The sequence below is a fragment of the Bradyrhizobium sp. SZCCHNS30572 genome (assembly GCF_032484415.1).
In the GTDB taxonomy this organism is placed as follows: domain Bacteria; phylum Pseudomonadota; class Alphaproteobacteria; order Rhizobiales; family Xanthobacteraceae; genus Bradyrhizobium.
This window is the reverse complement of the sequence record NZ_JAUESY010000001.1, coordinates 355,982-379,858: the sequence shown is the minus strand read 5'-3', so window position 1 is coordinate 379,858 and position 23,877 is coordinate 355,982. Positions and strand designations below refer to the sequence as shown.

Here is a 23,877-nt window from a genome sequence, read left to right as displayed (position 1 = left end):
AATGTCTGGCTGGTCATGCTGGCCGCGCGTCAGCTCGCCCGATACCAGGTGGCGATGAACGCCAGATCGTTGTCCCAGCCGCTCTTGTACAGCACCATGCCGTTCTTCACGCCGATCGCATTGAGCCGGTTGATCTCCGGCAGGACGTAGTTGTCACGCACGACGAGATCGTTGAGCTTGATGAACAGCGCGGCGCGCTTGACCGGATCGAGCTCGCTCTGGGCCAGCATGTAGGTCTCGTCATACTCCTTGTTCTGCCAGCGGCAGATGTTGCGGCCCTGCCACTTGTTCTCCTTGGTCGCGGCCTCGGTGGACACGAACTGGTTCATGAAGAACTGCGGATCCGCCTGCGGCATCGTGGTCTGATACATCTGCATGTCGCAGTAGAAATGCGAGTAGGTGTCGGGGTTCGCGACGTCCGAGGAGAAGAACACCGACGCGACCACCGACTTCAGCTCGACCTCGATGCCGGCCTTCTGGAACGCCTGCTTGATGATCGCCTGGTTCTTCTGGCGCGGGCCGTTGATCGAGGTCTGGAACACGAATTTGAGCGGCTTGCCGTCCTTCTCGCGGATGCCGGAGGCGCCCTTCTTCCAGCCGGCGGCGTCGAGGATCTGGTTGGCCTTCTCGATCGAGAACTCGAAAGTATTGTTCTTGGAGCGGAAGCGCTCGGGGTTGTTGAGAAAGTTGGGCGTCGCGACGCCGGCGCGTCCATAGATGAACTTCTGCACCGACGCACGGTCGATCAGGAGATTGATCGCCTTGCGCACCTCGGGATCGGAGAACAGCGGGTGCTTGGTCTTCAGGCTGGCGCGCTCGCCGTCGACCTCGACATTGGGATCGGTGACGTTGAGGCCGATATACTCGATGTTGCCGGTCAGCGTCAGCTCGGTCTTGCCCTGGCCGCCCGCCTCGAGCTTGGTCAGGATCTCGTCCTCGACCTGCAGATTGTAGGCGTAATCGTATTCACCGGTCTGCAGCACTGCGCGCGCAGCGGAGACCGCGTCGCCGCCGCCCTTGATCTCGACCGTGTCGAAATAGGGCTGCGTCGGCACGTGATAGTCCGGAAAGCGCTTGCCGGCGACGGTGTCGCCCGGCTTGAAGTCCACGAACATGTAGGGACCGGTACCGACCGGCTTCAGGTTCGCCGGCGCCTCGCGCGACTTCGCCCCGATATAATCCGCAAAGTGATGCTTGGGGATGATGCAGCCGAACGAGGCGACGAAGGCATCGGCCCAGAACGGCGTCGGCTGCGGAAAGACCAGCTTCACGGTCAGATCGTCGATCTTCTCGATCGACTTGACGTTCTTGTAGCTGCCGATCGAGACCGCCGAGGTCTCGGGGTTGTTGGCGTATTCCCAGTTGAAGATGACGTCGTCGGCCGTGAACGGCTTGCCGTCGTGCCATTTGACGCCCTTCTTCAGCTTCCAGGTCACCGACATGCCGTCGGCGGCAAGACCGCCGTTCTCCTTGCTCGGAATCTCGGCCGCGAGAATCGGCACCAGATTGCCGTCCTTGTCCCATCCGGCCAGCGGTTCGTAGAACAGGCGGCTGGCCTCCTGGTCCTTGGTGCCGATGGCGAAATGCGGATTGAGCAGCGTCGGCGCCTGCCAGAGCAGCAGCTTGAGCGGACCGCCGCCACCGGCCTTGGTCGGCTTGTAGGGGATGGCATCAGCAGCGACCGCGGCGCCTGAGTAGGAGAGCATCGCGCCAGCCATCGGCGCGGTCAGCCCCACGGCAATCATCCGCTGCACAAATTCGCGCCGTGACAGGCGTCCTGCTTTGACATCAGCGATCTGGCTACGGAGGTCACGCTCGTTCATCCATCGACTCCAAAGGTGGTGCTGAATGCCAAAAACGCGTCCCCGTCCTGGATCGATCGGGAACTGCATAAAATTGGATCAGCCTTCGAAGCGACTGTCAAAGCAGAATCCGGGCCAATTCCGCAATAAAGAACGGATCGATTGTCGCACTTCGCAGATGCGGAAAGATTGACTGCGAGTCACATCCCGGAAAATGGAACTACGTCGCTCGCGACGGTCGCCACACACCGGAATGTTCTGCTTCGGAATGAACGCTCTCGATGTGCGCTCAGCTCTCGCGACACCAGTTCGGCAACTGCCCGAGGTCATTGTCCCATTCCGAGGAATGGCTCGACAAACCTTTGCGGATGCCGCTGACGCGCGGACCCGGCGACGCCATCGTTGATCATCAGCATCTCCATGTCGCAGTAGACGTGCGTGTAGGTGTCGGAATTGGCGACGTCGCTGGAGAAGAACGCCGAGCCCACCACCGACTCGCTCGAACTCGATGCCGGCCTTCTGGCCGGCCAGCTTGATGATCGCCTGGTTCTCCTGCGGCGGCCCATTGGTGGAGGTCAGGAAGACGAGCTCGAGCGGCTTGCCGTCCTTCTCTCGCGAACGCCGCTCGCGCCCTTCTTCCAGCCGGCGTTCTCCAAAACCTCGATCGCCTCGTCGACGTTGAGCGCGAAGCACCACCGCCGGAAAATCAGGACACAGCTCCAGTGCCGCGGACACGGATGCAGCTCAGCGCTCCGGCTTCAGCTTGCGGAAGCGGACGCCCTTGCCATCGGGCAGCCGGGTCGCGACATAGCCTGCCGCCAGGCAGGCCTCGCGCTGCGGCATCTTCTCCTGCGGACTTCGCAGGCTGTCCCACCACGAGGCGCGCTGCGCGGCGCGCGGCAGGCCGTCGCCGATCAGCTCCTCGATCTCGTCGAGGCTGAGCACCAGTTCGGGGCGGGTCTGCCGCTTGAGATAGTCTCGAAGCGCATCATAGTCCGGCAAGTCTCGACTCCATCGTACCAGCGCGTGTGCGGCCGCCTTGACGACAGGCGCGGCGAACGCAACGACTCGTTAACCTAACATGCGTTACTTCGGCTTTATCCGTCAGTCTACGGACGGGACTCCACGGGGGACGGGACGATCCGATGCGCTGGACACGCCGAACGGGCCGGGCGACGCAGCCTTGGCGGCTCTCGGCGCGCACGCTGATCACCTGCTCCATCTCGACCATCATCGGTTTCTCCGCCATCTGCGCCAGCGTCATGATCGACCTGCGCCGGAGCGAGGAAGTCCGCGCCCGGCAGGCGCTGGAGAACATGGCCGCCAGCATCGGCGCCGACATCAGCCGCACCGTCGAGCTCTACGATCTCTCGCTGCGGGCGGTGGCCAGCAACATGTTGCTGCCCGAAATCAACGAGGTCAGCAAGCACGTCCGCCAATTGATCCTGTTCGACCGTTCGTCCACCGCGAAGAATTTCGGCACCATCCAAGTCTTTGATGCCCGCGGGCGGCTGTCGCTCGAGTCGTCGACGCTCGACCCGCTGCCGGAGGACCGCAGCGACGCCGATTTCTTCCAGGTGCATCGCGACCGGCCCGACACCGGGCTCTATGTCGGGCGGCCCGCTCAGCATCATGGCCAATATTCCATCGTTCTCAGCCGCCGCATCTCGACGCCGGACGGACGCTTCGCCGGCGTCGTCGCCGGCTCGATCCGCATCGGCTATTTCCGCGACCTGTTCGCAAGGCTCACGCTCGGGGCGGGCGACAACATCACCGTGCTCCGGCGCGACGGCACCGTCATCGTCAGCGCGCCGTTCGATACCGGCGCGATCGGGCGCAACCTGGCGCGGGCGCCGGCCGTGACCCGCGCGCTCACCGAGCCGGCCGGCTGGTCGAGCAGCTATGGCGCGCTGGACGATCTGCCGCGGCTGCTGGTCTGGCGCAATGCCAATGAGCCGCTGGTCGTGATCGCCAGCAAGTCGTGGGACAGCGTCTATGCATACTGGCGCCATGAGGCTGCAGAGATCGGGGCGATGATGCTGGCGCTGATCGTGTTCGTCCTGGCCGCGACGCAGGTCGCCGCGCGCGAGATCCAGCTCCGGGCGAAGGTCGAATCCAGACTGGAGCAGCTCGCGACCACGGATCCGCTGACGGGCCTGAAGAATCGGCGCAAGTTCGACGAGACCATCGAACTCGAATGGCGGCGGGCGCAGCGCGCCGGCGCGCCGCTGGGGCTGCTGATGATCGATGCCGATCACTTCAAGAGCTACAACGACACCCATGGGCACCAGGCCGGCGATCAGGTGCTGGTCGGCATCGCCGTGTGCATCTCCGATTCGGTGCGGCGCGCCGGCGACTGCGCCGCGCGTTATGGCGGCGAGGAGTTCGCGGTGCTGCTGCCGGGGACCTCGGAAGCGGATGCGCTGCGCGTCGCGGAGACGATCCGCAGCAAGGTCAAGCTGTGGGCGGGAGAAGCGTGCACCACCTCGATCAGCATCGGCGCCGCCAGCGTCACGCCGTCGCGCGACACGGACTGGACCGGCCTGCTCAATGCCGCCGACCGCGCCCTGTACATGGCCAAGGCCGCGGGCCGTAACCGCTGCGCCAGCGCAGCGGTGCGTCATCCGTCACCCGCGGCTTCGCTGGCGGCGTGATGCCGCCAACCGCCTCGAAGGCGCGGCATTTCGCGCCGGCTTGGCCTCAGCCCTTGCCTTCGAGATAGCGCTTCATGTCCGCGCGCAGGCCATCGCGCAGGTCGGCTCGCGCCATGGCGAAGGCGATGTTGGCCCTCAGGAAGCCGGACTTCGAGCCGCAATCATGCCGCTCGCCGTCGAAGTCCACGCCGTAGAATTTCTGCGTCTTCGACAGACCGATCATCGCGTCGGTGAGCTGGATCTCGCCGCCGGCGCCGCGCTCCTGCGTCGCGAGGATCTGGAAGATCTCCGGCTGCAGGATGTAGCGCCCGGTGATCGAGAAGTTCGACGGCGCGGTGCCCTTGGCCGGCTTCTCGACCATGCCGTCGACCTCGAACATCTTGCCGTCGCGCTTGCCGACGCCGCAGATGCCGTATTGATGGGTCTGATCGGCCGGCACCTCCTGCACGGCGAGCACGTTGCTCTTTTCCGGCAGCTTGCTGGCGGCAGCAATCATCTGCGCCAGGCACCCCGGCGCGTTCAGCACCAGCTCGTCGGGCAGCACCACCGCGAACGGCTCGTCACCGACGATGTCGCGCGCGCACCACACGGCATGGCCGAGCCCGAGCGGCGCCTGCTGGCGGGTGAAGCTGACCGCGCCGGCCTCCGGCTGGTCGCGCGCGAGGATTTCCATCTCGGTCTTCTTGCCGCGCGCCGCGAGCGTCGCGTCGAGCTCGTACATGCGGTCGAAATGATCCTCGATCGCGGTCTTGTTTCGCCCGGTCACGAACACGAAATGCTCGATGCCCGCCTCCTTGGCTTCGTCGAAGACGTATTGGATGAGCGGCTTGTCGACGATCGTCAGCATTTCCTTCGGCATCGCCTTGGTGGCGGGCAGGACGCGGGTGCCGAGACCGGCGACCGGAAAAACGGCTTTGCGGATCTTCATGGGGATGACTAGACCTTGTGGCGATATGAATGCGAAATCGATCGCATTTTAGGTAGCTCGTTTGCAGCCGAGAACAAAGGCGGATGTTGGTCCAGTGTTCCGCTCGACACGGACCGAACGGCTAAATTTCGCTGCGGAAATCGTTAACCTTGTTAATCTCCCGTTAAGCAGGACCGGGCCTCGTGGAGGCCGATCTTCCATGCGATCTGGATCGAGACATGATGCGACGGAACGTGATGCTGACAGCTCTGAAGGCCGGTGCTGGCGCGGCGTTTCTGGTCACGGCGTTGACGGTGGTGTCTGGTTCCGCTGTCGCGCAATCCTCAGGCGGGCCGCTGAACTTTCTCGACGGCCTGTTCACGGGCACCCTGACGAAGGGCGACCCCGTCCCCAACCAGCCCCCTGCCGCCGGCGGGCCGCAGCCGTGGAGCGGCCAGGACGGCGCCTCCGGCCATCCGCTGATGACGGCGGCGGCGATCCGCGAAGCCGCCGGCAATTTCGACAATTGCGTCGCCGGCATGTGGCCAGATGCCGCACGACGCAACATCACGCAGGACAATTTCCAGCGCTTTACCGCCGGCCTGTCGCCGGACCTGCGCATCATGGACCTGCTCGACGCGCAGCCCGAATTCACCAAATCGATCTGGGACTATCTCGACATCCTGGTGAACGACAACCGGCTGGCGAAGGGCCGCGAGGTGCTGGCGAAGTACAAGCCGCAGTTCGATGCGGCCGAGCGTACCTATGGCGTCGACCGCTACATCGTCGCTTCGATCTGGGGCATCGAGTCCAACTACTCGACCCAGATCGGCGACCGTAGCGTGCTGCAGTCGACCGCGACGCTCGCCTGCATCGGCCGCCGCCAGGCCTATTTCAAGGATGAGTTCCTCTCCGCCCTGGAAATCCTCAATCGCGGCGATTTGCGCCCCGAGCAGTTGCGCGGCTCCTGGGCAGGCGCCTTCGGCCCGACCCAGTTCATGCCGACCGCGTTCAAGCGCTTCGCCGTCGATGCCGATGGTGACGGCCGCCGCGACGTCGTCGACAATCCGGCCGACCTGATCGCCTCCACCGCCAACAATCTGAAGAAGGACGGCTGGCAGAGCGGCCAGAGCTGGGGCTACGAGGTCGTGGTGCCCCAGGGCTTCAACTACATGCTCGCCGACCGCGCCAAGAGCATGAGCTTCGCCCAGTGGGAACAGCTCGGCCTGCGGCGGGCCAACGGTCAGCCGTTCCCGACTGGCGCCGAAAAGGCCTATCTGCTGGCGCCGGCCGGCGCCCAGGGCCCCGGCTTCCTGATGCTGCAGAACTTCCGCGTCATCATGAAATACAACCCTGCGGAAGCCTATGCGCTGGCGATCGGACACTTCGCCGACCGCCTCCGCGGTGCACCGCCGTTCGTTCAGGCCTGGCCGCGCGAGGAGCGAACGCTGTCGCGCGGCGAGCGGCTCGAGCTGCAGCAATTGCTCGCCGAGCGCGGATTTTACCGCGGAACGCCGGACGGCCAGTTCGGCGGCCAGACGCGCGAGGCGCTGCGGAACTTCCAGGCCTCGATCGGGGCGCCGGCGGACGGATTTGCCACCTCGGATGTGCTCGAACGGCTGCGGACGCGCTGATCGCAGCCCCAATCTGCCCTGCCGGTAACCTTCTGGGGCGATTACCGGCGCCGTCAACACCATCCGGTGAATGCCCGTTTGCGGCCTGATTCGCGTCCTATTATATGAATCGTCACGATCACGCCGCGCGACGGGTGCGCATGTCAAAGCTGAAGTCCATCCTCAAGCTGTTGAACGAGCCCGGCCCGCTGGTCGTGCTGGCGGTCGTCATCGCCATGCTCGTCGGCATCGCCGGTCCCGCCTCGGCCCAGTTCTTCAACTTCAACCCGTTCGCTTCGCCCCGCCCGGCACCGCGCGGCGGTGGAGGTGGCGGAGGTTGGTTCGGCGGCGAATTCTTCGCTCCGTTCCCGCAGCAACAGCCGAAGAGGGTGATCCAAGACTATTCCAAGGCGCCGCCGCCGGAGAAGCGTGATGGCGCGCCGGACCGCTACGTGCTGGTGCTCGGCGACGCCATGGCCGACTGGCTCGCCTATGGCCTGGAAGAGGCCTATGCCGAGCAGCCCGACATGGGCGTGACCCGCAGGATCCGGACCACGTCGGGCCTCGTCAAGTATCAGCCCAGGGGCGAGCCGGCCGACTGGGCCGCCGCCGCCAAGGGTATCCTGGCGACCGAACGCGCCGACGCCATCGTCATCATGCTCGGCCTCAACGACCGCATCTCGCTGCGCGAGCCCGCGATCGAGAAGACCGACGACAAGAAGGGCGACAAGGCCAAGAAGGATGCCAAGGCCAAGCCTGGTGAGACAAAGCCTGGTGAGACCAAGCCGGGCGAAGCCAAGCCGGATGGCAAGGCCGACACGGCGGCCAAGCCCGACGACAAGGCTGCCGATACCGATCTGCCGCAGGACGAGGCCGACAACGACACGCCCGCGGTCGCGGCACCGGAGAAGGCCGCCCGCTCGCCGGGCGGCCTCTACGAGTTCCGGGACGAGCGCTGGGTCGAGCTGTATACGAAGAAGATCGAGGAGATGATCGCGATCGCCAAGAGCAAGGGCGTGCCCGTGCTCTGGGTCGGCCTGCCCGCGGTTCGCGGTCCCAAGGGGACGGCGGACACGCTGTTCCTCGACTCGCTGTATCGCGATGCCGCCGGCAAGGCCGGCATCACCTATGTCGATGTCTGGGACGGCTTCGTCGACGAGGCCGGCCGCTTCCTGCAGAAGGGCCCGGACTTCGAGGGCCAGATCCGCCAGCTGCGCTCCTATGACGGCGTCTATTTCACCAAGCCGGGCGCGCGCAAGCTCGCCCATTATGCCGAGCGTGAGATCAACCGGCTGCTCGCGGCGCGTTCCGCGCCGCTCGAGCTGCCGAACGAGCCGGCCACGCCGGACGCCAATGCCGTACCGGGCCAGCCGGCGCCGCGGCCGGTCGCCGGCCCGATCCTGCCGCTGGTGGCGTCATCCGTCGGCACCGATCAGTTGCTGGGCGGCCCCGGCTCCCGACCTGCGGCGGTCGACGCGCTGGCGGCCCGAACCCTGGTCAAGGGCGAGGCGCTGAGCCCGCCGGCCGGCCGCGCCGACGATTTCGTCTGGCCTCGCCGCGAGGTCGGCCGTGAGCAGGCCAAGGAGCCGCCGAAGGAGCCGACCCGGCCCGAAGCGCCGATGGCAGCGACTTCGCCGGCGGAAGCGACGCCGGCAGCACCTGGGCCGGTGTCGCCGCAGCCGCGGCAAAGGCGGCTGACCACGCCGGGGGCGCCCACCCAGCAGCCGCCAGCCCAAACGCCGCAGCCGAATCAGGGCGTTCGTGAGTTTTTTGGCTTCGGCGCGCCTCAGCAGCAACAGCAGCCGGCGCGGCCGCCCGCCGCGCGCAATCCGAACGCGCCGCCGCGGCCGCCAGGATTGGTCGGCCGCTCGGCAGCATCGCTGGAGACCCAGGGCCGCTGATCGTGACCACATTTCGGCGCTGAGGGCGATCGCCGCGGATCATTCCGGACCAAGGTACCAATGACAAATCGGCCTGCATTCGAGAGCGAATGCGGGCTGATTGTCATCTGATCGTCAGCGGGTCTTTGCAGGCTCAGTAGCGCCAGCGCTGCGGCGGCTGCGGCCGGCTCGGCGAGCGCATCAGCATCGCCAGCAGGAAGCCGATGCCGCCGGCGACCAGCAGCGCGCCCATCGGATTGTCCTGAACCCGCTTGGTCAGCGCCTGCGTGCCGTCACGCAGCGTCTCGGAGCCGTTGCCGAACGTATCCTTGGCGAAATCCATCGCCGCATCGCCGGCCTCGCGCGCCGCGTCCTTGGCCTGGCCATACATGTTCTGCACGACGCCCGAGGCCTCGCGCGCACGCCCCGACGCCTGCGTGCTCTTGTCGCCCAACATCTCGCCGACGCCGCCTTCGATCTTGCCTGCGACATCCTTGGCCGTACCGGTCAGCCGATCCTGATCCATTGCCGCTCTCCTTCTCTGCATTGTGCGGGATTGCTGGCCTGCTAACCGGCCAGCACGGCGCAGGTTCCGGACGACTACAAAATCAGGCCGCCGTCGACGACGAGGGTCTGGCCGATGATGTAGGACGACAGCGGCGAGGCCAGGAACAGCGCCGCACCGGCCATGTCCTGCGGCGTCCCCAGCCGCCGCAGCGGAATGCGCTGCAGCGCGCCCTCGAGGCGCTTCGGATTGGCGGTCGTCACCTTGGTCATCTTGGTGTCGACGAGCCCGGGCGCGATCCCGTTGACGCGGATGCCGTCTTCCGCCCACGCCTCGGCCAGGGTTCGCGTCAATCCCATCGCGCCGGTTTTCGAGGCGTTGTAGGCCGGATTGCCCATGGTCGAATGATAGGCCGCGGTCGACGAGACGATGATGAGCGCGCCCCTGGCATCGCGCAGCAGGCCGTGAAATTTCGTCGCACAGGCCATCAGGCTGATGAGGTTGACCTCGACCACCTTGCGAAAGCCCTCCATGGCGAATTCGCCGCGCCGGTACAATACCGCGCCCTGCGCCAGCACCAGCACATCGAGCCGATCGAGCCGCGGCGCGAAGCTCTCGATCGCGCCGGGATCGCTCACATCGAGCTGATGGTAGTTCACCCCTGCGAGATCGGAGCCCTCACCTTCGGCATAATCGGCGGCGCTCGCCCGCGTGCCGCTGACGTCGACGCGCGCGCCCTGCGCGCGAAACGCCTGCGCGATGCCGTTGCCGATGCCGCTCGATCCGCCGATCACCAGCACCGAGCGTCCCGTGAAATCGAGCGCGTTCATCTCCCCACTCCTTCTCTTGTTGTTTGTCGGATGGTGTGGGGATCGGCGCAGGCCCTGTCAACGGCATCGCGGGCTGTGGCGACCCCGGCATCGGCGCCTTCGCATCAATGCTGCTGCGCAGCTACTTCATCGGTGTCAGCCGCAGCAGGCGGCCGGGCGAGTCGTCCTCGATGACCCAGACGGCGCCGTCCGGCGCCACGGCGACGTCGCGGATGCGCTCGCCCATGTCCCAGCGCTCGGCCTCGTCAGGCTGACCATCGGTCCGGAAGGCAACGCGGACCAGCGCGTGCACCCGCAAGCCTCCGATCAGCGCCGATCCCTTCCATTGCGGAAACATCGGACCATCATAGAAGACCAGGCCGGCCGGCGCGATCACAGGATCCCAATAGAGCGGCGGCGGCGCGAGGTCGGGCCGCGTCGCATGCCGCGGGATCGGCGTGCCGTTGTAATTGTCGCCGTTCGACACCAGCGGCCAGCCGTAGTTCTTGCCCGGCTCGATCAGGTTCAGTTCGTCGCCGCCGCGTGGTCCCATCTCGTGCAGCCAGAGCTTGCCATCTGATGCGAAGGCGAGCCCGTAGGGATTGCGGTGGCCGGTGGTCCACGTCTGGGCCGGCACGCCCTTGTCCTCGGCCATGGGATTGTCCGACGGAGTCGCGCCGTCGAGATCGAGCCTGAGCACCTTGCCGCGCGCCTGACGTGGATCCTGGGCGCTGTTCGGCTGCATGCGGTCGCCGACCGTCAGGAACAGATGCGTTCCCGACGGATCGAACGCGATGATGCCGCCGGGCTGCCCGCCGCCGCCGGCGGGCGTCTGGCGCCAGATGACGGTGGGGTCGGTCAGCGTGGCGTTGTCATTCGAAACCGACAACACGGCACGGGTCAGGACGAGCCGGCTGCCTTCGCTGCTCGGCTCGGTGTAGGTGAGATAGATCTGCGACGTCGTCGCGAAGCTCGGCGACACCGCAATGTCCAGGAGGCCGTTCTGTCCGCGCGCCGCGACGGCAGGCACGTTGCCGATCTGGATCTTCTGCCCACCTTGCGTGACGAGAAAGATCCGGCCTGGTTTCTCCGTGACCAGCATCCGCCCATCCGGCAGGAAGGCGATGGCCCAGGGCGTATCGAACTCGGCAACGCTCCGCGCTTCGAACGGGCGCACGGCGCTTGCCTTGCGATCGCCGGCATTGATGCTCTCGGCTCGCGCGGCCGTGGTCGCAACGAGTCCCATCACCAATGCCAGGCGCAGGAAGGTCGTGGAGAGCACCATGATCACTCCGGTTTGTTGATCCGTGTCGTCGGCAACGAGAATTCGGCCATGCCGGATCGGTGCCTACCGAATGCGTCCGATCAGTGATAATCCCGACGGCGAGCATGCGATGCGCATTTTTCCGTGAGCCGCAAATATGCACCAGCACAGGCAACTCAGCCGCTCGGTCAAGGGATTGACCGTCCTGATCACCGGCGCCGCGTCGGGGATGGGGCGCGCGACCGCGCGCGTGTTCGCCGATGAAGGCGCCAGGGTCGCAGTCACCGATGTCGATGAGGACGCGGCCCGCGCGGTGGCGGCAGACATCGAGGCCAGCGGCGGAACGGCGCGCGCCTGGCGGCTCGACCTCGTCGACCGCAACGCCATCGCGGCCGTCGTCGGCGATGCTGCGACGCATTTCGGCGGGCTCGACGTCATCGTCAACAATGCCGGCATCTCGGTGCATGTCGCTATCGACGACGAAGCCTACGACGAGGCCTGGGCAAGAGGGCTTGCCATCATGCTGACGGCGCAGCAGCGCGTCATCCGTGCCGCGCTGCCGCATCTGCGCCGCTCGAACAGCCCGCGCATCGTCAACATCGCTTCGACCGAGGCGCTCGGCGCAACCGCGCGGCACAGCGCCTATTCGGCTGCAAAGGCCGGGGTGACCGGATTGACGCGCTCGCTCGCGGTCGAGCTCGGCCGCGATCGCATCACCGTCAACTGCATCTGTCCGGGCCCGATCACCACGGCGATGACCGCGCGCATTCCAGATGAGCAGAAGGCGGTCTATGCACGGCGCCGCACCGCGCTTGGCCGCTACGGCGATCCCGAAGAAGTCGCGCACATGACCTTGAGCCTGTGCCTGCCGGCGGCCTCGTTCCTCACCGGAGCGGTGATCCCCGTGGACGGCGGGCTGATGGCCCGCAATGCATGACGTCTGACGCGCCGGCATGACAGCCGTGCGGTCGGCGATCCGCGCCTTGCGTTGACTTCGCGCATCGCCGGCGTAGCCTCTTCCATCAGAAGAAGCGGACAGGAGTCCGCCCTGATGAGGACGCGAGGAGGAGACCATGGCGATCGCCATCCGGCAGTTGCATCGGCATTTCGTCGGCGAAGTATCCGGTGTCGATCTGCGAAAGCCTCTCGCTCGGGACGAGGTCGCGCAGTTGCAGGCCGCGATCGATCACTACGCCGTTCTCGTATTTCACGATCAGGACGTCACCGACGAGCAGCAGCTCGCCTTCGCGCTCAGCTTCGGCGACCGCGAGCAGGCGCGCGGCGGCACCGTCACCAAGAAGGAGGATTACCGCCTCACCACCGGCCTCAACGACGTCTCCAATCTCGGCAAGGATGGCAAGCCGCTGCCATCAGACCATCGCACGCATCTGTTCAATCTCGGCAACTGCCTGTGGCACTCCGACAGCTCGTTCCGGCCGATCCCGGCGAAATACTCGATCCTCTCGGCGCGGATCGTGAACCCGAAGGGCGGCAACACCGAATTCGCCGACATGCGCGCCGCCTACGACGCGCTCGACCAGGAGATCAAGGCCGAGATCGAGGATCTCGTCTGCGAACATTCGCTGATGTATTCGCGCGGCGCGCTCGGCTTCCTCGACTACACGGACGAGGAGAAGGAGATGTTCAAGCCGGTCAGGCAGCGGCTGGTCCGCACTCATCCTGCCCATGGCCGCAAGTCGCTGTATCTGTCGTCGCATGCCGGCGCCATCATCGGCATGAGCATGCCGGAAGGCCGGCTGCTGCTGCGCGACCTCACCGAGCATGCCACGCAGCCCGAGTTCGTCTACGTCCACAAATGGACGCTGCACGACCTGATCATGTGGGACAACAGGCAGACCATGCATCGCGTGCGCCGCTACGATCAGTCGCAACCGCGCGACATGCGCCGCGCCACGGTGGCCGGCACCGAACCGACGGTCGCGCAGCAGGCGGCGGAGTAGTTCTGCCTTCAGCAGAGATGCGCGCCCTCATCCCTCTCCATGTCGTCATTGCGAGGAGCGAAGCGCAGAGGCAATCCAGACAGCATCCGCGGTGGACATTCGGGATTGCTTCCGCCTACGCTCTCCAAGCTTCGGCGGACAAGTCGCTGCGCTCGCAATGACGGCGGAGAGGCAGAGCGCCCCATTGAGCCTTCTCTGATCCCAGCGAGCACGGGAGCTCCAACCGGACGATAAGGCCTATGCGTGCCCGGCGGCGTTGGACAGCATGCCGGGATCAATGCCGATCTTGCGCAGCGCGAGATCGTATTTGGCGTCGACATTGTCGCCGAAGATCAGCTCCGGATCGGCGTCGCAATGCAGCCAGCCATTGTCCTGGATCTCTTCCTCCAACTGGCCGGCGCGCCAGCCGGCATAGCCGAGCGCGAGGATCGCGTGCTTCGGACCGTCGCCCTTGGCGATCGCCTTGAGGATGTCGATGGTCGTCGTCAGGCAGACGCCGTCGTTGATCTTCAAGGTCGCGTTGGCGATGAAGTAGTCGCTCGAATGCAGCACGAAGCCGCGCCCGGTATCGACCGGGCCGCCGCTCAGCACCTTCATCGTCTCGGCGCTGTCGGGCAGGCTGATCTGATCGCTCTTCTCGATGATATTCAGTTGCATCAGGAGCTGAGGGAAGTCGATGCTGCCCGCCGGCCGGTTCACCATGATACCCATGGCGCCCTCGGCCGAATGCGCGCAGAGATAGATCACCGAGCGCTCGAAACGGGAATCGCCCATCACGGGCATCGCAACCAGCAGCTGACCGTCGAGGTAACCACCGTGAGAGGTGTGATCCCCGATCCCTGTCACTTTGCGGCGAATGTCGCCCAGCCTTTTTGCCTCAGGATTCATCCGCAAGGACTCTCATGATCATCGATATCCTGATATTGGGATGCGCATCTGTCAATCAAGGTTCAGGTCCTCGCGAGGAAATCTGCTCACAAGCATTTCAATGGTTTGCGCCCGAACCGCACTCTAAAGACGTCTCATGTCCGCCTTGGTTCCTCACCACTCTGCCACACTGCTCGTCGCGACCGTCGTATCATCCTGCCTTGCGTTCGGCGCGCAGGCGCAGGATTCCTCGCCCTGGCAGCGCGACAGCCACTCCGCGGTGCGCCTGCTCGCGGGCTCGCGCAGCGGTCCGGTCATGCTGGGCGGCATCGCCTTCGCGCTGCAGCCGGGATGGAAGACCTATTGGCGAACGCCCGGCGATTCCGGCGTGCCGCCGCGGTTCGACTTTTCCAAGTCGGAGAACGTCGAAGCGGTGACGGTTCTGTGGCCTGCGCCGACAAAGTTCGACGACGGCGCCGGCGGGCACTCGCTCGGCTATCATGATCAGGTCGTGCTGCCGCTGCGCATCGTCGCCAAGAACCCCGACAAGCCGATGACCCTGCGCGCCGACGTCAGCTACGCGGTCTGCGAGAAGATCTGCATTCCCGTCGAGGCAAAGGCCGAGCTCGCCTTCACCAGCGTCGCCAGCACCGAGGATACGGCGCTCTCGGCGGCCCTCGACACCGTGCCGAAGCCGGCCACTGTCGGCGACGCCATTCCCTTGACGATCCGCGACGTCAAGCGCGACGGCCCGAAGGACGTCGTCGTCGACGTCGCCGTCGCCGATCCGCGCGGCGTCCAGCTCTATGTCGAGGGGCCGACGCCTGACTGGGCACTGCCGATCCCGACCGTGCGCGACAGCGGCATGCCGGGCATCAAGCGCTTCGCCTTCGAGCTCGACGGCGTTCCGCCGGGCGTGAAGCCGGACGGCGCTGCCCTGAAATTCACGCTGGTCGGCCCCGACAAGTCTTACGAGTTCAACTTCACTCTGCCGTGACGGCTGTAGCGCCGCGCGACCGGCGCGGCGCCGGCCCAACTCAATCTTAACGTTGCGTTGATAGGGAAGCACCATCGCCGCCATCCGCGCGGCCGTGGAGCCGGACCCCGCCGTGGCTGTGATGGATGCCCGCAACGCCCCCGCATCGAGCGGCCTCGCGGCCCGCCTGAAGGCGCGCCTGGCTGTGCTCGGCGGCAGCGGCGAGGCATCGCTGACGCGCCGCCTGGCCGGCACCATCTTCCTGATCCGCGTGCTCAGCGCGGGCCTCGCCTATCTCAGCCAGATCCTGCTCGCGCGCTGGATGGGTGGCTCGGACTACGGCACCTATGTCTATGTCTGGACCTGGGTGCTGCTGCTCGGCAGCATGCTGGATGTCGGCATCGCCTCCTCGGCGCAGAAGATCATTCCGGACTACCGCACCGCGGGCCAGCAGGCGCTGCTGCGCGGCTTCCTCTCCGGCGGACGCTGGCTGACGCTGGCGACGTCCACCGCTGCGGCGCTGCTGCTCGCCGGCCTGATCGCGCTGCTGTCGCCCTGGATCGACGCCGGCGAGCGCATGCCGCTCTACATCGGCTGCCTCACCTTGCCAGCCTTCGTCGTCGCCAACACCCAGGACGGCATCGCCCGCTCGCACGACTGGATGACGCTCGGCCTGATGCCGCAATTCATCATCCGCCAGACGCTGATCATCGGCTTCACGGCGGGCGCCTTCGTGCTCGGTCTCGATCTCGGCGCCACCGCTGCGATGGCCGCGAGCGCGGCCGCGGTGTGGCTTGCGATGCTCGGCCAAATGCTGGTGCTGAACAACCGGCTCCGCGGCCACGTCGAGCCAGGTCCCAAACAATATGATCTCCGCGGCTGGCTCGCGATCTCGCTGCCGATCCTCTTGGTCGAGAGCTTCTATCTGCTGCTGTCCTACACCGACGTGCTGGTGCTGCAGCAATTCCGCTCTTCCGAGGAGGTCGGCATCTATTTCGCGGTGGTGAAGACGCTCGCGCTGGTGTCGTTCATCCACTACGCGATGTCGGCGACGACGGCGCATCGCTTCGCCGAATACCACGCGCTCGGCGACAAGGCGCGGCTGTCGGCCTATGTCGCGCATGCGATCAAGTGGACGTTCTGGCCGTCGCTCGCGGCGACGCTGGTGCTGCTCGCGCTCGGCAAGCCGCTGCTGTTTCTGTTCGGCGCACAGTTCACCGCCGGCTACGACATCATGTTCATCGCCGCAATCGGGCTCGTCGTACGCGCCGCGATCGGACCGGTGGAGCGGCTGCTCAACATGCTGGGCCAGCAGCGCGCCTGCGCCATGGCCTATGCGGCGGCCTTCGTCATGAACCTCGTGCTCTGCATCCTGCTGGTGCCGCAGTTCGGCGGCCACGGCGCCGCGGCGGCGACCTCGCTGTCGCTGGCCTTCGAGACCGTGCTGCTGTTCCGGATCGTCAAGCAGCGGCTCGGGCTGCATGTCCTCGCCTTCGGCAAGGCATCTTGAGGAAACCATATTGACGCATCTGTTGCGTCATCTTGGCCTCGCCTTGGCGGAACTGCGAGCGTCGCGCCGCCACACCTCGTCTCGCCCGGCGATCACGCAAGTGTTGGGTGCAACGCCTTGATATTGGCGCGATCCTCCGGGCACATGATTTGAATGCGCGCTGGGGGAGAATGAGATGTCGAGACTGGGGGTCGCACTATCGCTGGCCGGAACCGTGATGCTGGCCGGCTGCATGGAAGCGACGCTGTCGCCGACGTCAGACGCGGCGTTGACGCCCCGCGACCGTCAGTTGCTGGCGCACGCGCCCTATGCCGAGGCGCAGATCCCGCAACAGTTCCAGCGCCACATGGTCGACTACACCCGGCAGGAACAGCCGGGCACGATCGTCGTCGATACCGATGCGCGCTTCCTGTACTACGTGCTGCCCGACCGCAAGGCGATCCGCTACGGCGTCGCCGTCGGCGAAGAGGCGATGGCCTTCTCCGGCGTCGCCACCGTCGGCAAGCTCGCGGAATGGCCGGACTGGGTTCCCACCGCCGACATCCAGGCGCGCCTCGGGCCGTATCCGAAGCGCGTCGCCGGCGGCCCGGCGAATCCGCTCGGCGCCCGCGCCATCTATCTGTACGAGGGCAACAAGGACACCCTGTACCGCATCCACGGCACCAACCAGCCCGAATATATCGGCCAGGCGATCTCGTCAGGCTGCATCCGCATGACCAATACCGACGTCGCCGACCTCTACAACCACGTCCAGCTCGGATCGACCGTGGTCGTGCTGCCGCCGGGCCAGAGCGTCGCGTCCACCACCGCGAACGTGTTCGCCCGCCGCAGCTGATCGGCTGAGGTTTCCTAGCCGTAGCGCAGCTTCAGGCCGAGGATCGCGGCCACCAGGCCGAGCGTGATCGCGTTGGCGACGACCAGCGGCAGGTCGCTGATCAACGCGCCGTAGAGCAGCCACATCGAGTTGCCGGTGGTCTGCAGAACGAACATGCCCATCGAGATGTCATGGGTCGAGCGCGACCGCCAGGCCTTGACGACCTGCGGCAGGAACGAGCTCGTGGTGCAGATGGCGGCGCCGAGGCCGATGATCGTGGTCAGCAAGGTGGGGGTCCGTGCGCTGGTCGTGGAAACGCACGCTTGTAGAATGGACCGCGCCGAAGCGAAACCCGCCTCGGCGCGAAACTGGTGCCTTGTTCAGCGCTCCTGCGATCGTTACGCCGCCGTCCAACCGCCGTCGATCGAGAGGTTGGTGCCGGTGATCTGCGCCGCATCGTCGCCGCACAGGAACAGCGCCAGCGCCGCGACCTGCTCGGAGGTCACGAACTCCTTGGTCGGCTGCGCCGCGAGCAGCACGTCGTTGATGACCTGTTCCTTGGTGAGGTTGCGCGCCTTCATGGTGTCCGGAATCTGCTTCTCCACCAGCGGCGTCCACACATAGCCCGGCGAGATGCAGTTGCAGGTGATCTTGAAGGTCGCGAGCTCGAGCGCCACGGTCTTGGTGAGGCCGGCGATGCCGTGCTTGGCCGAGACATAGGCCGACTTGAACGGCGAGGCGACCAGCGAATGCGCGGACGCCGTGTTGATGATGCGGCCCCAGCCGCGCTTCTTCATGCCGGGCACCGCGGCGCGGATGCCGTAGAACGCGGACGACAGGTTGATCGCGATGATCTGCTCCCACTTCTCCGGCGGGAAGTCTTCGACCGGCGAGACGAACTGGATGCCGGCATTGTTGACGAGGATGTCGACCGAGCCGAACGTGGTCTCGCCGAGCGCGATCATGCCGGCGATCTCGGCCGGCTTGCTCATGTCGGCCGGCGAGTGCACGGCCTTGACCTTGAAGTCGCTCTCGATCGCCGCACGCTCCTTCTCGATGTCGGCTGGCGCGCCGAAACCGTTGAGCACGATGTTCGCGCCGGCGGACGCGAAGGCGCGCGCATAGGCCAGCCCGATGCCGCTGGTCGAGCCGGTCACGACCGCGGTCTTGCCCTTCAGATTCGTCGTCATTGCTTCACTCCTTCTTGGCGGCAGCGAGACTGCCGTCCTGCGTGAGATCGTAGGTGACCATGGTCTCGCCGGACTGCGGCCGCTCCAGCCAGTCCTTGTGGCGCATCGACTGGTGGACATCGCGCACGCCCGCTTCCCAATGCTCGACCATCGCGACATGGGAAAAATCGTAGTCCTTGGAGGACGTCTCGTAGTTCTTGCTGCGATAGATCAGGTGCACCACCGTGACGGTGTTTTCCTGCGCCGCCTTGCACAGGATCTCGAGCGAGGGATCGTTGCGCAGCTCGTCGGGCAGCTTGGCATAGAGCTCGCGCAGCGCCTTGCGCGTGTTGTGGATCATGCGGTTCTTGTCGGTGTTCATCCGCGTCCGGCTGGAATAGCGGATGTCCTTCTCGCGCTCGGCGGCCTCCAGCAGCGTCCGCGGCAGATCGCCGCGCGCGGAGAACAGATCGACCTGGAAGATCAGGAGATCACGATCGGTCTCGGTATCGAGCACGTAGTCCAGCGGCGTGTTGGAGGCGATGCCGCCGTCCCAATAGTGCTCGCCGTCGATCTCGACCGGCGGGAAGCCGGGCGGCAGCGCGCCCGACGCCATGATGTGCTCGGGCCCGATCCGCTTGCCCTGCTTCCTGAATTCGACATTGTCGAAATAGGTGAAGTTGCCGGTGGTGACGCCGACGGCTCCGACGGAGAGCCGCGTCTTCAGATCGTTGATGCGGTCGAAATCGACCAGCCGTTCCAGGGTCCGCTTGAGCGGCGCGGTGTCGTAATAGCTGACCGATTGCAGCGTGCCTGACGGCCACAGCGGCGCCGGTGGGAAGCGCGGCGTGAAGAAGCCGGGCACGCCGAACGCCGCGATCAGCCCGGCGCTGACTTCGTTGAAGGCCGAGCGGTGATGATCGCCATTGAGCAGCGGCTTCCACGGCACCGGCGACGACACCATCTCCCAAAATTCCTTGAGACGGCCAATGCGTTTCTCCCGGTCGTTGCCGGCGATGATCGCGGCATTGATGGCGCCGATCGAGATACCGGCGACCCATTCCGGTTCGAAATCGAAATGGCACAGTGCCTGATAGGCGCCGGCCTGATAGGAGCCGAGCGCGCCGCCGCCCTGCAGGACGAGCACGCGTTGCGATTCGGCGGGGGTTGCAGGCAGCGGGGGAAATGGATGTTGCGTCATTACCGCGGTCATTAGCAAAGCAAGGCGCCACCGTGGCGTCACTTCGCGGTGACGTCAATCCACCCCAAGGGCTAGGCCGGCCTGACTCGCGCGCGAGCCATGCGCACGCGGCCTGCGCAGGGCGGCGGCAGCCCAGCCTGTCAGGAGGGCTTCTTGCCGTCCGGCGCGGCCAGGATCATGGTCCAGAACACTTTGTACTTGGTGTTCGGAGCATAGCTCGCTGCGATGCCTATTTTTGTGACACCGCTCTTGAGCATGTTGGCGCGATGCGGCGGCGAGTCACGCCAGCCGGAAAACGCTTCCGCCAGCGTGTGATAGCCGGCCGACACGTTCTCGACCGCGACGACAGCGTCATAGCCGGCACCCGTCAGGCGCTTCGCCAGCGGGGCGCGCACGTCATGATCGAGCTTGTTCTTGTCGGCCATCGCCTGCGACTGCGATTCCGCCAGCCGCATCAGCTCGGGGTCGACCTCGACCGTGCCGAGCCCGTTGTTCTGGCGGTATTGCGAGATCATCGTCGCCGCAGCCACCGCATCGAGCTTGGCGCCCGCGACCGCCATATCGGCATACATGGTCGGCGCCTGCACGACCGGCGTCTCGGCCGCACAGCCGGCGAGCAGGAATGCAATGGAGAGAGCGAGAGCCAGACGCTTCAATGAACCAATCCCTATGCCGATGCGAGAGGCGGGTTGTTGCACATCAACCGTGGCTGAAAGGTGAATCGGCGGTAAGTTCCGTCGCGACAATTGCGGCCATTCCTGCCGGCAACCGTTCGTCAACCATAGGAGCAGTTCGGTCAAGCCAGGAACGGAACGACGCCCTCGGTGTCGTCCCGGCCTTGAGCCGGGATCCATACTCCGCAGCGGTCGTGGTGAGACCCGATGCCGCTCCGGCGTGCCTCAAGCAAGCTTCACGGCGCATGGGTCCCGAATCAGCGCCCGCCAACGCTTTCGCGTTGCCGGGCTTGTCCGGGACGACACCGCATGTTTGGCAGAGAGCCGGGACGAGCCCGAGCAGCCCCTACCCGGCCGCGAAAATCCGATAATGCCGCGGCTTCAGGCCGATGCGGTCGCCGATCCGGAGCTCGCGGTCACGGGGGGCGTCGATCTCGATGGTCGAGCCTTCAGTCAGCGCGATCTCGGCGCGCTGCACCGGGCCGAAGCTGCGGACGTGGGTGACGGCGCCGTGCAGCGTGCCGCTGTCCGCGGGGCCGATCAGCATGTCGTGCCGGCGCACGAACAAGGTCGAGGCGCCCGCGGCCACGCCCTCCGCAGCCAGGTCCAGCGGCCGCCCGTTGAGATGTACCGCGCCGCTGGCGATCTCGACCGGCAGCATGATCGACTCGCCGATGAAGCCGTGCACGAACGCGGTCGCCGGGCTGTCATAGACGTCGCTCGGCGAGCCGACCTGCTCGATGCGGCCCTTGTCCATCACCACGACGCGGTGCGCGACCTCGAGTGCCTCCTCCTGATCATGCGTCACGAAGATCGAGGTGACGTTGATCGAGTGATGCAGGGTGCGCAGCCATTGCCGCAGCTCCTTGCGCACCTTGGCGTCGAGCGCGCCGAACGGCTCGTCGAGCAGGAGGATGCGCGGCTGGATGGCGAGCGCGCGCGCCAGCGCGATGCGCTGGCGCTGGCCGCCGGAGAGCTGGCTCGGATAGCGATCGGCGAGCCAGTCGAGCTGGACGAGGTCGAGCAGCTCCTTCACGCGCGCGCGGATCTCAGCCTCGCTCTTGCGGATGCGGCGCGGCTGCACGCGCAGGCCAAAGGCGACGTTCTCGAACACGTTCATGTGCCGGAACAGCGCGTAGTGCTGAAACACGAAGCCGACGTGACGCTCGCGCGCGCCGCGATCGAGCGCGCTCTCGCCGTCGAACAGGATCTCGCCGGAATCGGGCCACTCCAGCCCGGCGATGATCCGCAGCAAGGTCGTCTTGCCCGACCCGGACGGGCCCAGCAGCGCCAGCAATTCGCCGTCGGCGACCTTGAGATCGACGCCGTCGAGGGCCTTGAACGTGCCGAACGTCTTGACGACACCCCTGACTTCAATGGTCACGCGGACCTCCCTCATCGAGTTGCCGTTCGAGGACGGTTTTGACGACCAGCGTGATCAGCGCGAGCATCGCCAAGAGCGAGGCGATCGCGAACGAGGCGACCATCTGGTATTCGTTGTAGAGGATCTCGACCAGCAGCGGCATCGTATTGGTCTCGCCGCGGATATGGCCGGACACGACCGAGACGGCGCCGAACTCGCCCATCGCGCGCGCGTTGCAGAGCAGCACGCCATACAGCACGCCCCATTTGATGTTCGGCAGCGTGACGCGGAAGAACGTCTGCAGGCCGGACGCGCCGAGCGAGATCGCCGCCTCCTCCTCCTGCGTGCCCTGCTCCTGCATCAGCGGGATCAGCGCGCGCGCCACGAACGGGAAGGTCACGAACACGGTCGCCAACGCGATGCCGGGAAAGGCGAACAGGATCTGCAGGCCATGGCTCTGCATCCACGGGCCGAAGAACCCCTGCGCGCCGAACAGCAGCACGAACACGAGGCCCGATATCACCGGGCTCACCGAGAACGGCAGATCGATCAGGGTGATCAGGAACGTCTTGCCCGGAAAGTCGAACTTGGCGATCGCCCAGGCGGCGCACAGGCCGAACACGAGATTGGTTCCGACCGAGACCAGCGCCACCAGCAGCGTCAGGCGGATCGCGGCCCACGCCTCGGCGTCGGCAAGCGCGGTGAAATAGGCCGCGATGCCCTTGCCGAACGCTTCCACGAACACGACGATCAGCGGCAGCACCACGAACACCGACAGGAACGCCAACGCCAGCGTCGTGATGACGATGCGGACCAGGCGCGGCTCGGTGCGCGGATCGGGGCGGCCGGCCTGCGCGACGTGCGGGCTGGCCGCGGACGATGCCACGGATGGCGCCTGCAGGGTCATCTCCACGCTCATGTCGGGTCCTAGTTCAAGGGCGCCCGGCTCTGCGCCCAGCGCTGCAACCGGTTCACGGCAAAGATGATCAGGAACGCCACGACCAGCATCACCACCGCGATCGCGGTGGCATCGGCGTAGCGGAATTCGGACAGCCGGATCACGATCAGCAGCGGCGCGATCTCGGAGACGTTCGGCAGATTGCCCGCGATGAAGATCACCGATCCGTACTCGCCGACCGCGCGCGCAAAAGCGAGTGCGAAGCCGGTGAGCAGCGCCGGCGTCAGGCTCGGCAGGATCACGCGGGCCACGATCTGCCAGCGGCCGGCGCCGAGGCTCGCTGCCGCCTCCTCGATCTCCGGATCGAGATCGATCAGCACCGGCTGCACGGTGCGGACGACAAAGGGGATGCCGATGAAGATCATCGCAACGAAGATGCCGAGCGGCGTGAACGCCACCTTGATGCCCATTGCGGCGAGCGGCGCGCCGAGCCAGCCCTTCTGTGCGAACAGCGCCGTCAACGCCACGCCCGCCACTGCCGTCGGCAGCGCGAACGGCACGTCGACGATGGCGTCGAACAGGCGGCGCCCGGGAAAGCGGTAGCGCACCAGCGCCCAGACGACGATGGTGCCCATCACCAGATTGACGCAGGCGGCGGCGAAGGCGAGCCCGAACGAGATCTTCAGCGCGCTCAAGGTGCGACGGCTGGTGACGATGCCCCAGAACTGCTCCAGGCTGAGATCGGTCGAGCGAACGAACAGTCCCGCCAGTGGAATCAGGACGATCAGCGACAGCCAGGTCAGCGTCAGCCCCATGGTGAGACCAAAGCCTGGCAAGGTGCTGCGACGTGGTGCAAGTACGTTCAAAAAAAGGCCTGGTCCGTTGATGATCGGTGTCGATGGGCTTGAATCGATTGTGGTGTACGCCCGCCGCCCCCAGCCTCGTCTCGGCAATCGAGACCGGGGACCGCGTCTCATGCGCGATATCGCAGATCGCCGCAACGCCAGCTT

23 protein-coding genes are annotated in these 23,877 nt (G+C 66.0%); 8 read left to right on the top strand and 15 right to left on the bottom strand.

The genetic code is table 11. The annotated features are described in order from the left end of the window. Positions 1 to 29 precede the first annotated feature (29 nt). The 3 genes from QX048_RS01685 to QX048_RS01675 all read right to left on the bottom strand — a co-directional run bounded on the left by QX048_RS01685 (position 30) and on the right by QX048_RS01675 (position 2,804). Complete coding sequence (locus QX048_RS01685) at positions 30 to 1,823, bottom strand: peptide ABC transporter substrate-binding protein (protein ID WP_315713882.1); 1,794 nt, start codon at positions 1,821 to 1,823, stop codon at positions 30 to 32. A gap of 305 nt (positions 1,824 to 2,128) precedes the next feature. After that, positions 2,129 to 2,290: a hypothetical protein gene (locus tag QX048_RS35190; RefSeq protein ID WP_410052449.1), complete on the bottom strand. Its 162-nt coding sequence runs from the start codon at positions 2,288 to 2,290 to the stop codon at positions 2,129 to 2,131. A 256-nt stretch (positions 2,291 to 2,546) separates the two neighbouring features. Next, positions 2,547 to 2,804 carry a hypothetical protein gene (locus QX048_RS01675; protein WP_315713880.1) on the bottom strand — a complete coding sequence of 86 codons (258 nt, stop codon included), beginning with the start codon at positions 2,802 to 2,804 and terminating at the stop codon, positions 2,547 to 2,549. A 143-nt stretch (positions 2,805 to 2,947) separates the two neighbouring features. On the opposite strand from QX048_RS01675, the gene QX048_RS01670 reads away from it, so the two are divergent. Continuing rightward, positions 2,948 to 4,456, top strand: coding sequence for a sensor domain-containing diguanylate cyclase (locus QX048_RS01670; protein ID WP_315713879.1), 1,509 nt, complete (start codon positions 2,948 to 2,950; stop codon positions 4,454 to 4,456). Positions 4,457 to 4,502: 46 nt separating this feature from the next. On the opposite strand, the gene galU is transcribed toward QX048_RS01670, so the two are convergent. Beyond that, positions 4,503 to 5,384, bottom strand: a complete 882-nt coding sequence (gene galU, locus QX048_RS01665) for a UTP--glucose-1-phosphate uridylyltransferase GalU (protein ID WP_315713878.1) — start codon at positions 5,382 to 5,384, stop codon at positions 4,503 to 4,505. A 218-nt stretch (positions 5,385 to 5,602) separates the two neighbouring features. Between galU and QX048_RS01660 the strand changes: the two genes are divergently transcribed. Continuing rightward, positions 5,603 to 6,997, top strand: a complete 1,395-nt coding sequence (locus tag QX048_RS01660) for a lytic murein transglycosylase (RefSeq protein WP_316191669.1) — start codon at positions 5,603 to 5,605, stop codon at positions 6,995 to 6,997. Positions 6,998 to 7,137: 140 nt separating this feature from the next. Continuing rightward, positions 7,138 to 8,877 carry a DUF459 domain-containing protein gene (locus tag QX048_RS01655; protein WP_316191670.1) on the top strand — a complete coding sequence of 580 codons (1,740 nt, stop codon included), beginning with the start codon at positions 7,138 to 7,140 and terminating at the stop codon, positions 8,875 to 8,877. A 133-nt stretch (positions 8,878 to 9,010) separates the two neighbouring features. Here QX048_RS01655 and QX048_RS01650 read toward each other — a convergent pair whose 3' ends face one another. The 3 genes from QX048_RS01650 to QX048_RS01640 form a co-directional block, all read right to left on the bottom strand. Then, positions 9,011 to 9,382, bottom strand: coding sequence for a CsbD family protein (locus QX048_RS01650; protein WP_315713875.1), 372 nt, complete (start codon positions 9,380 to 9,382; stop codon positions 9,011 to 9,013). A 74-nt stretch (positions 9,383 to 9,456) separates the two neighbouring features. Further along, positions 9,457 to 10,191 (bottom strand): SDR family oxidoreductase, encoded by a 735-nt coding sequence (locus QX048_RS01645; protein WP_315713874.1) that lies wholly within the window; start codon positions 10,189 to 10,191, stop codon positions 9,457 to 9,459. A gap of 121 nt (positions 10,192 to 10,312) precedes the next feature. Further along, positions 10,313 to 11,455 carry a PQQ-dependent sugar dehydrogenase gene (locus tag QX048_RS01640; protein WP_315713873.1) on the bottom strand — a complete coding sequence of 381 codons (1,143 nt, stop codon included), beginning with the start codon at positions 11,453 to 11,455 and terminating at the stop codon, positions 10,313 to 10,315. A 136-nt stretch (positions 11,456 to 11,591) separates the two neighbouring features. Here QX048_RS01640 and QX048_RS01635 point away from each other — a divergent pair, with 136 nt between their 5' ends. Beyond that, positions 11,592 to 12,371 (top strand): SDR family NAD(P)-dependent oxidoreductase, encoded by a 780-nt coding sequence (locus QX048_RS01635; protein ID WP_315713872.1) that lies wholly within the window; start codon positions 11,592 to 11,594, stop codon positions 12,369 to 12,371. A 136-nt stretch (positions 12,372 to 12,507) separates the two neighbouring features. Then, on the top strand, positions 12,508 to 13,395 hold the full coding sequence (locus tag QX048_RS01630) for a TauD/TfdA family dioxygenase (protein ID WP_316169487.1): 888 nt from the start codon (positions 12,508 to 12,510) through the stop codon (positions 13,393 to 13,395). Between the two features lie 237 nt (positions 13,396 to 13,632). On the opposite strand, the gene QX048_RS01625 is transcribed toward QX048_RS01630, so the two are convergent. After that, the gene (locus tag QX048_RS01625; protein ID WP_315713870.1) at positions 13,633 to 14,283 is read right to left on the bottom strand and encodes a YqgE/AlgH family protein; all 651 of its coding nucleotides are present in this window, start codon (positions 14,281 to 14,283) and stop codon (positions 13,633 to 13,635) included. A 136-nt stretch (positions 14,284 to 14,419) separates the two neighbouring features. Between QX048_RS01625 and QX048_RS01620 the strand changes: the two genes are divergently transcribed. The 3 genes from QX048_RS01620 to QX048_RS01610 all read left to right on the top strand — a co-directional run bounded on the left by QX048_RS01620 (position 14,420) and on the right by QX048_RS01610 (position 17,583). Continuing rightward, on the top strand, positions 14,420 to 15,259 hold the full coding sequence (locus tag QX048_RS01620) for a protein-disulfide reductase DsbD domain-containing protein (RefSeq protein WP_315713869.1): 840 nt from the start codon (positions 14,420 to 14,422) through the stop codon (positions 15,257 to 15,259). 112 nt (positions 15,260 to 15,371) lie between these two features. Further along, positions 15,372 to 16,748, top strand: a complete 1,377-nt coding sequence (locus QX048_RS01615; RefSeq protein ID WP_316169488.1) for a lipopolysaccharide biosynthesis protein — start codon at positions 15,372 to 15,374, stop codon at positions 16,746 to 16,748. Positions 16,749 to 16,923: 175 nt separating this feature from the next. Next, positions 16,924 to 17,583, top strand: a complete 660-nt coding sequence (locus tag QX048_RS01610; RefSeq protein WP_315713867.1) for a L,D-transpeptidase — start codon at positions 16,924 to 16,926, stop codon at positions 17,581 to 17,583. 14 nt (positions 17,584 to 17,597) lie between these two features. On the opposite strand, the gene QX048_RS01605 is transcribed toward QX048_RS01610, so the two are convergent. From QX048_RS01605 to cysT, 7 genes are all read right to left on the bottom strand, one after another. Next, a complete protein-coding gene (locus QX048_RS01605; protein ID WP_316169489.1) occupies positions 17,598 to 17,849 on the bottom strand; it encodes a SemiSWEET transporter in 252 nt (83 codons plus the stop codon). A 111-nt stretch (positions 17,850 to 17,960) separates the two neighbouring features. Beyond that, positions 17,961 to 18,752, bottom strand: coding sequence for a 3-hydroxybutyrate dehydrogenase (locus tag QX048_RS01600; RefSeq protein ID WP_172134430.1), 792 nt, complete (start codon positions 18,750 to 18,752; stop codon positions 17,961 to 17,963). 4 nt (positions 18,753 to 18,756) lie between these two features. After that, entirely contained in the window at positions 18,757 to 19,932 is a 1,176-nt protein-coding gene (locus QX048_RS01595) for a patatin-like phospholipase family protein (RefSeq protein WP_316159343.1), read from the bottom strand. Between the two features lie 140 nt (positions 19,933 to 20,072). Then, entirely contained in the window at positions 20,073 to 20,588 is a 516-nt protein-coding gene (locus QX048_RS01590) for a CAP domain-containing protein (RefSeq protein WP_315714371.1), read from the bottom strand. Between the two features lie 364 nt (positions 20,589 to 20,952). Then, positions 20,953 to 21,990 carry a sulfate ABC transporter ATP-binding protein gene (locus QX048_RS01585; protein WP_316169490.1) on the bottom strand — a complete coding sequence of 346 codons (1,038 nt, stop codon included), beginning with the start codon at positions 21,988 to 21,990 and terminating at the stop codon, positions 20,953 to 20,955. Further along, entirely contained in the window at positions 21,980 to 22,888 is a 909-nt protein-coding gene (gene cysW, locus QX048_RS01580) for a sulfate ABC transporter permease subunit CysW (protein WP_316165794.1), read from the bottom strand. Before cysW ends, QX048_RS01585 begins: the two co-directional genes overlap by 11 nt. A gap of 8 nt (positions 22,889 to 22,896) precedes the next feature. Further along, positions 22,897 to 23,733 (bottom strand): sulfate ABC transporter permease subunit CysT, encoded by an 837-nt coding sequence (cysT, locus tag QX048_RS01575; RefSeq protein WP_315713861.1) that lies wholly within the window; start codon positions 23,731 to 23,733, stop codon positions 22,897 to 22,899. Positions 23,734 to 23,877: the final 144 nt, after the last annotated feature.

Coding starts and splice junctions, on each gene's coding strand:
- QX048_RS01685 (WP_315713882.1), bottom strand. CDS start 1,823: ATGAACGAGCGTGACCTCCGTAGCCAGATCGCTGATGTCAAAGCAGGA.
- QX048_RS01670 (WP_315713879.1), top strand. CDS start 2,948: ATGCGCTGGACACGCCGAACGGGCCGGGCGACGCAGCCTTGGCGGCTC.
- galU (WP_315713878.1), bottom strand. CDS start 5,384: ATGAAGATCCGCAAAGCCGTTTTTCCGGTCGCCGGTCTCGGCACCCGC.
- QX048_RS01660 (WP_316191669.1), top strand. CDS start 5,603: ATGATGCGACGGAACGTGATGCTGACAGCTCTGAAGGCCGGTGCTGGC.
- QX048_RS01655 (WP_316191670.1), top strand. CDS start 7,138: ATGTCAAAGCTGAAGTCCATCCTCAAGCTGTTGAACGAGCCCGGCCCG.
- QX048_RS01650 (WP_315713875.1), bottom strand. CDS start 9,382: ATGGATCAGGATCGGCTGACCGGTACGGCCAAGGATGTCGCAGGCAAG.
- QX048_RS01645 (WP_315713874.1), bottom strand. CDS start 10,191: ATGAACGCGCTCGATTTCACGGGACGCTCGGTGCTGGTGATCGGCGGA.
- QX048_RS01640 (WP_315713873.1), bottom strand. CDS start 11,455: ATGGTGCTCTCCACGACCTTCCTGCGCCTGGCATTGGTGATGGGACTC.
- QX048_RS01635 (WP_315713872.1), top strand. CDS start 11,592: ATGCACCAGCACAGGCAACTCAGCCGCTCGGTCAAGGGATTGACCGTC.
- QX048_RS01630 (WP_316169487.1), top strand. CDS start 12,508: ATGGCGATCGCCATCCGGCAGTTGCATCGGCATTTCGTCGGCGAAGTA.
- QX048_RS01625 (WP_315713870.1), bottom strand. CDS start 14,283: ATGAATCCTGAGGCAAAAAGGCTGGGCGACATTCGCCGCAAAGTGACA.
- QX048_RS01620 (WP_315713869.1), top strand. CDS start 14,420: ATGTCCGCCTTGGTTCCTCACCACTCTGCCACACTGCTCGTCGCGACC.
- QX048_RS01610 (WP_315713867.1), top strand. CDS start 16,924: ATGTCGAGACTGGGGGTCGCACTATCGCTGGCCGGAACCGTGATGCTG.
- QX048_RS01600 (WP_172134430.1), bottom strand. CDS start 18,752: ATGACGACGAATCTGAAGGGCAAGACCGCGGTCGTGACCGGCTCGACC.
- QX048_RS01595 (WP_316159343.1), bottom strand. CDS start 19,932: ATGACGCAACATCCATTTCCCCCGCTGCCTGCAACCCCCGCCGAATCG.
- cysW (WP_316165794.1), bottom strand. CDS start 22,888: ATGAGCGTGGAGATGACCCTGCAGGCGCCATCCGTGGCATCGTCCGCG.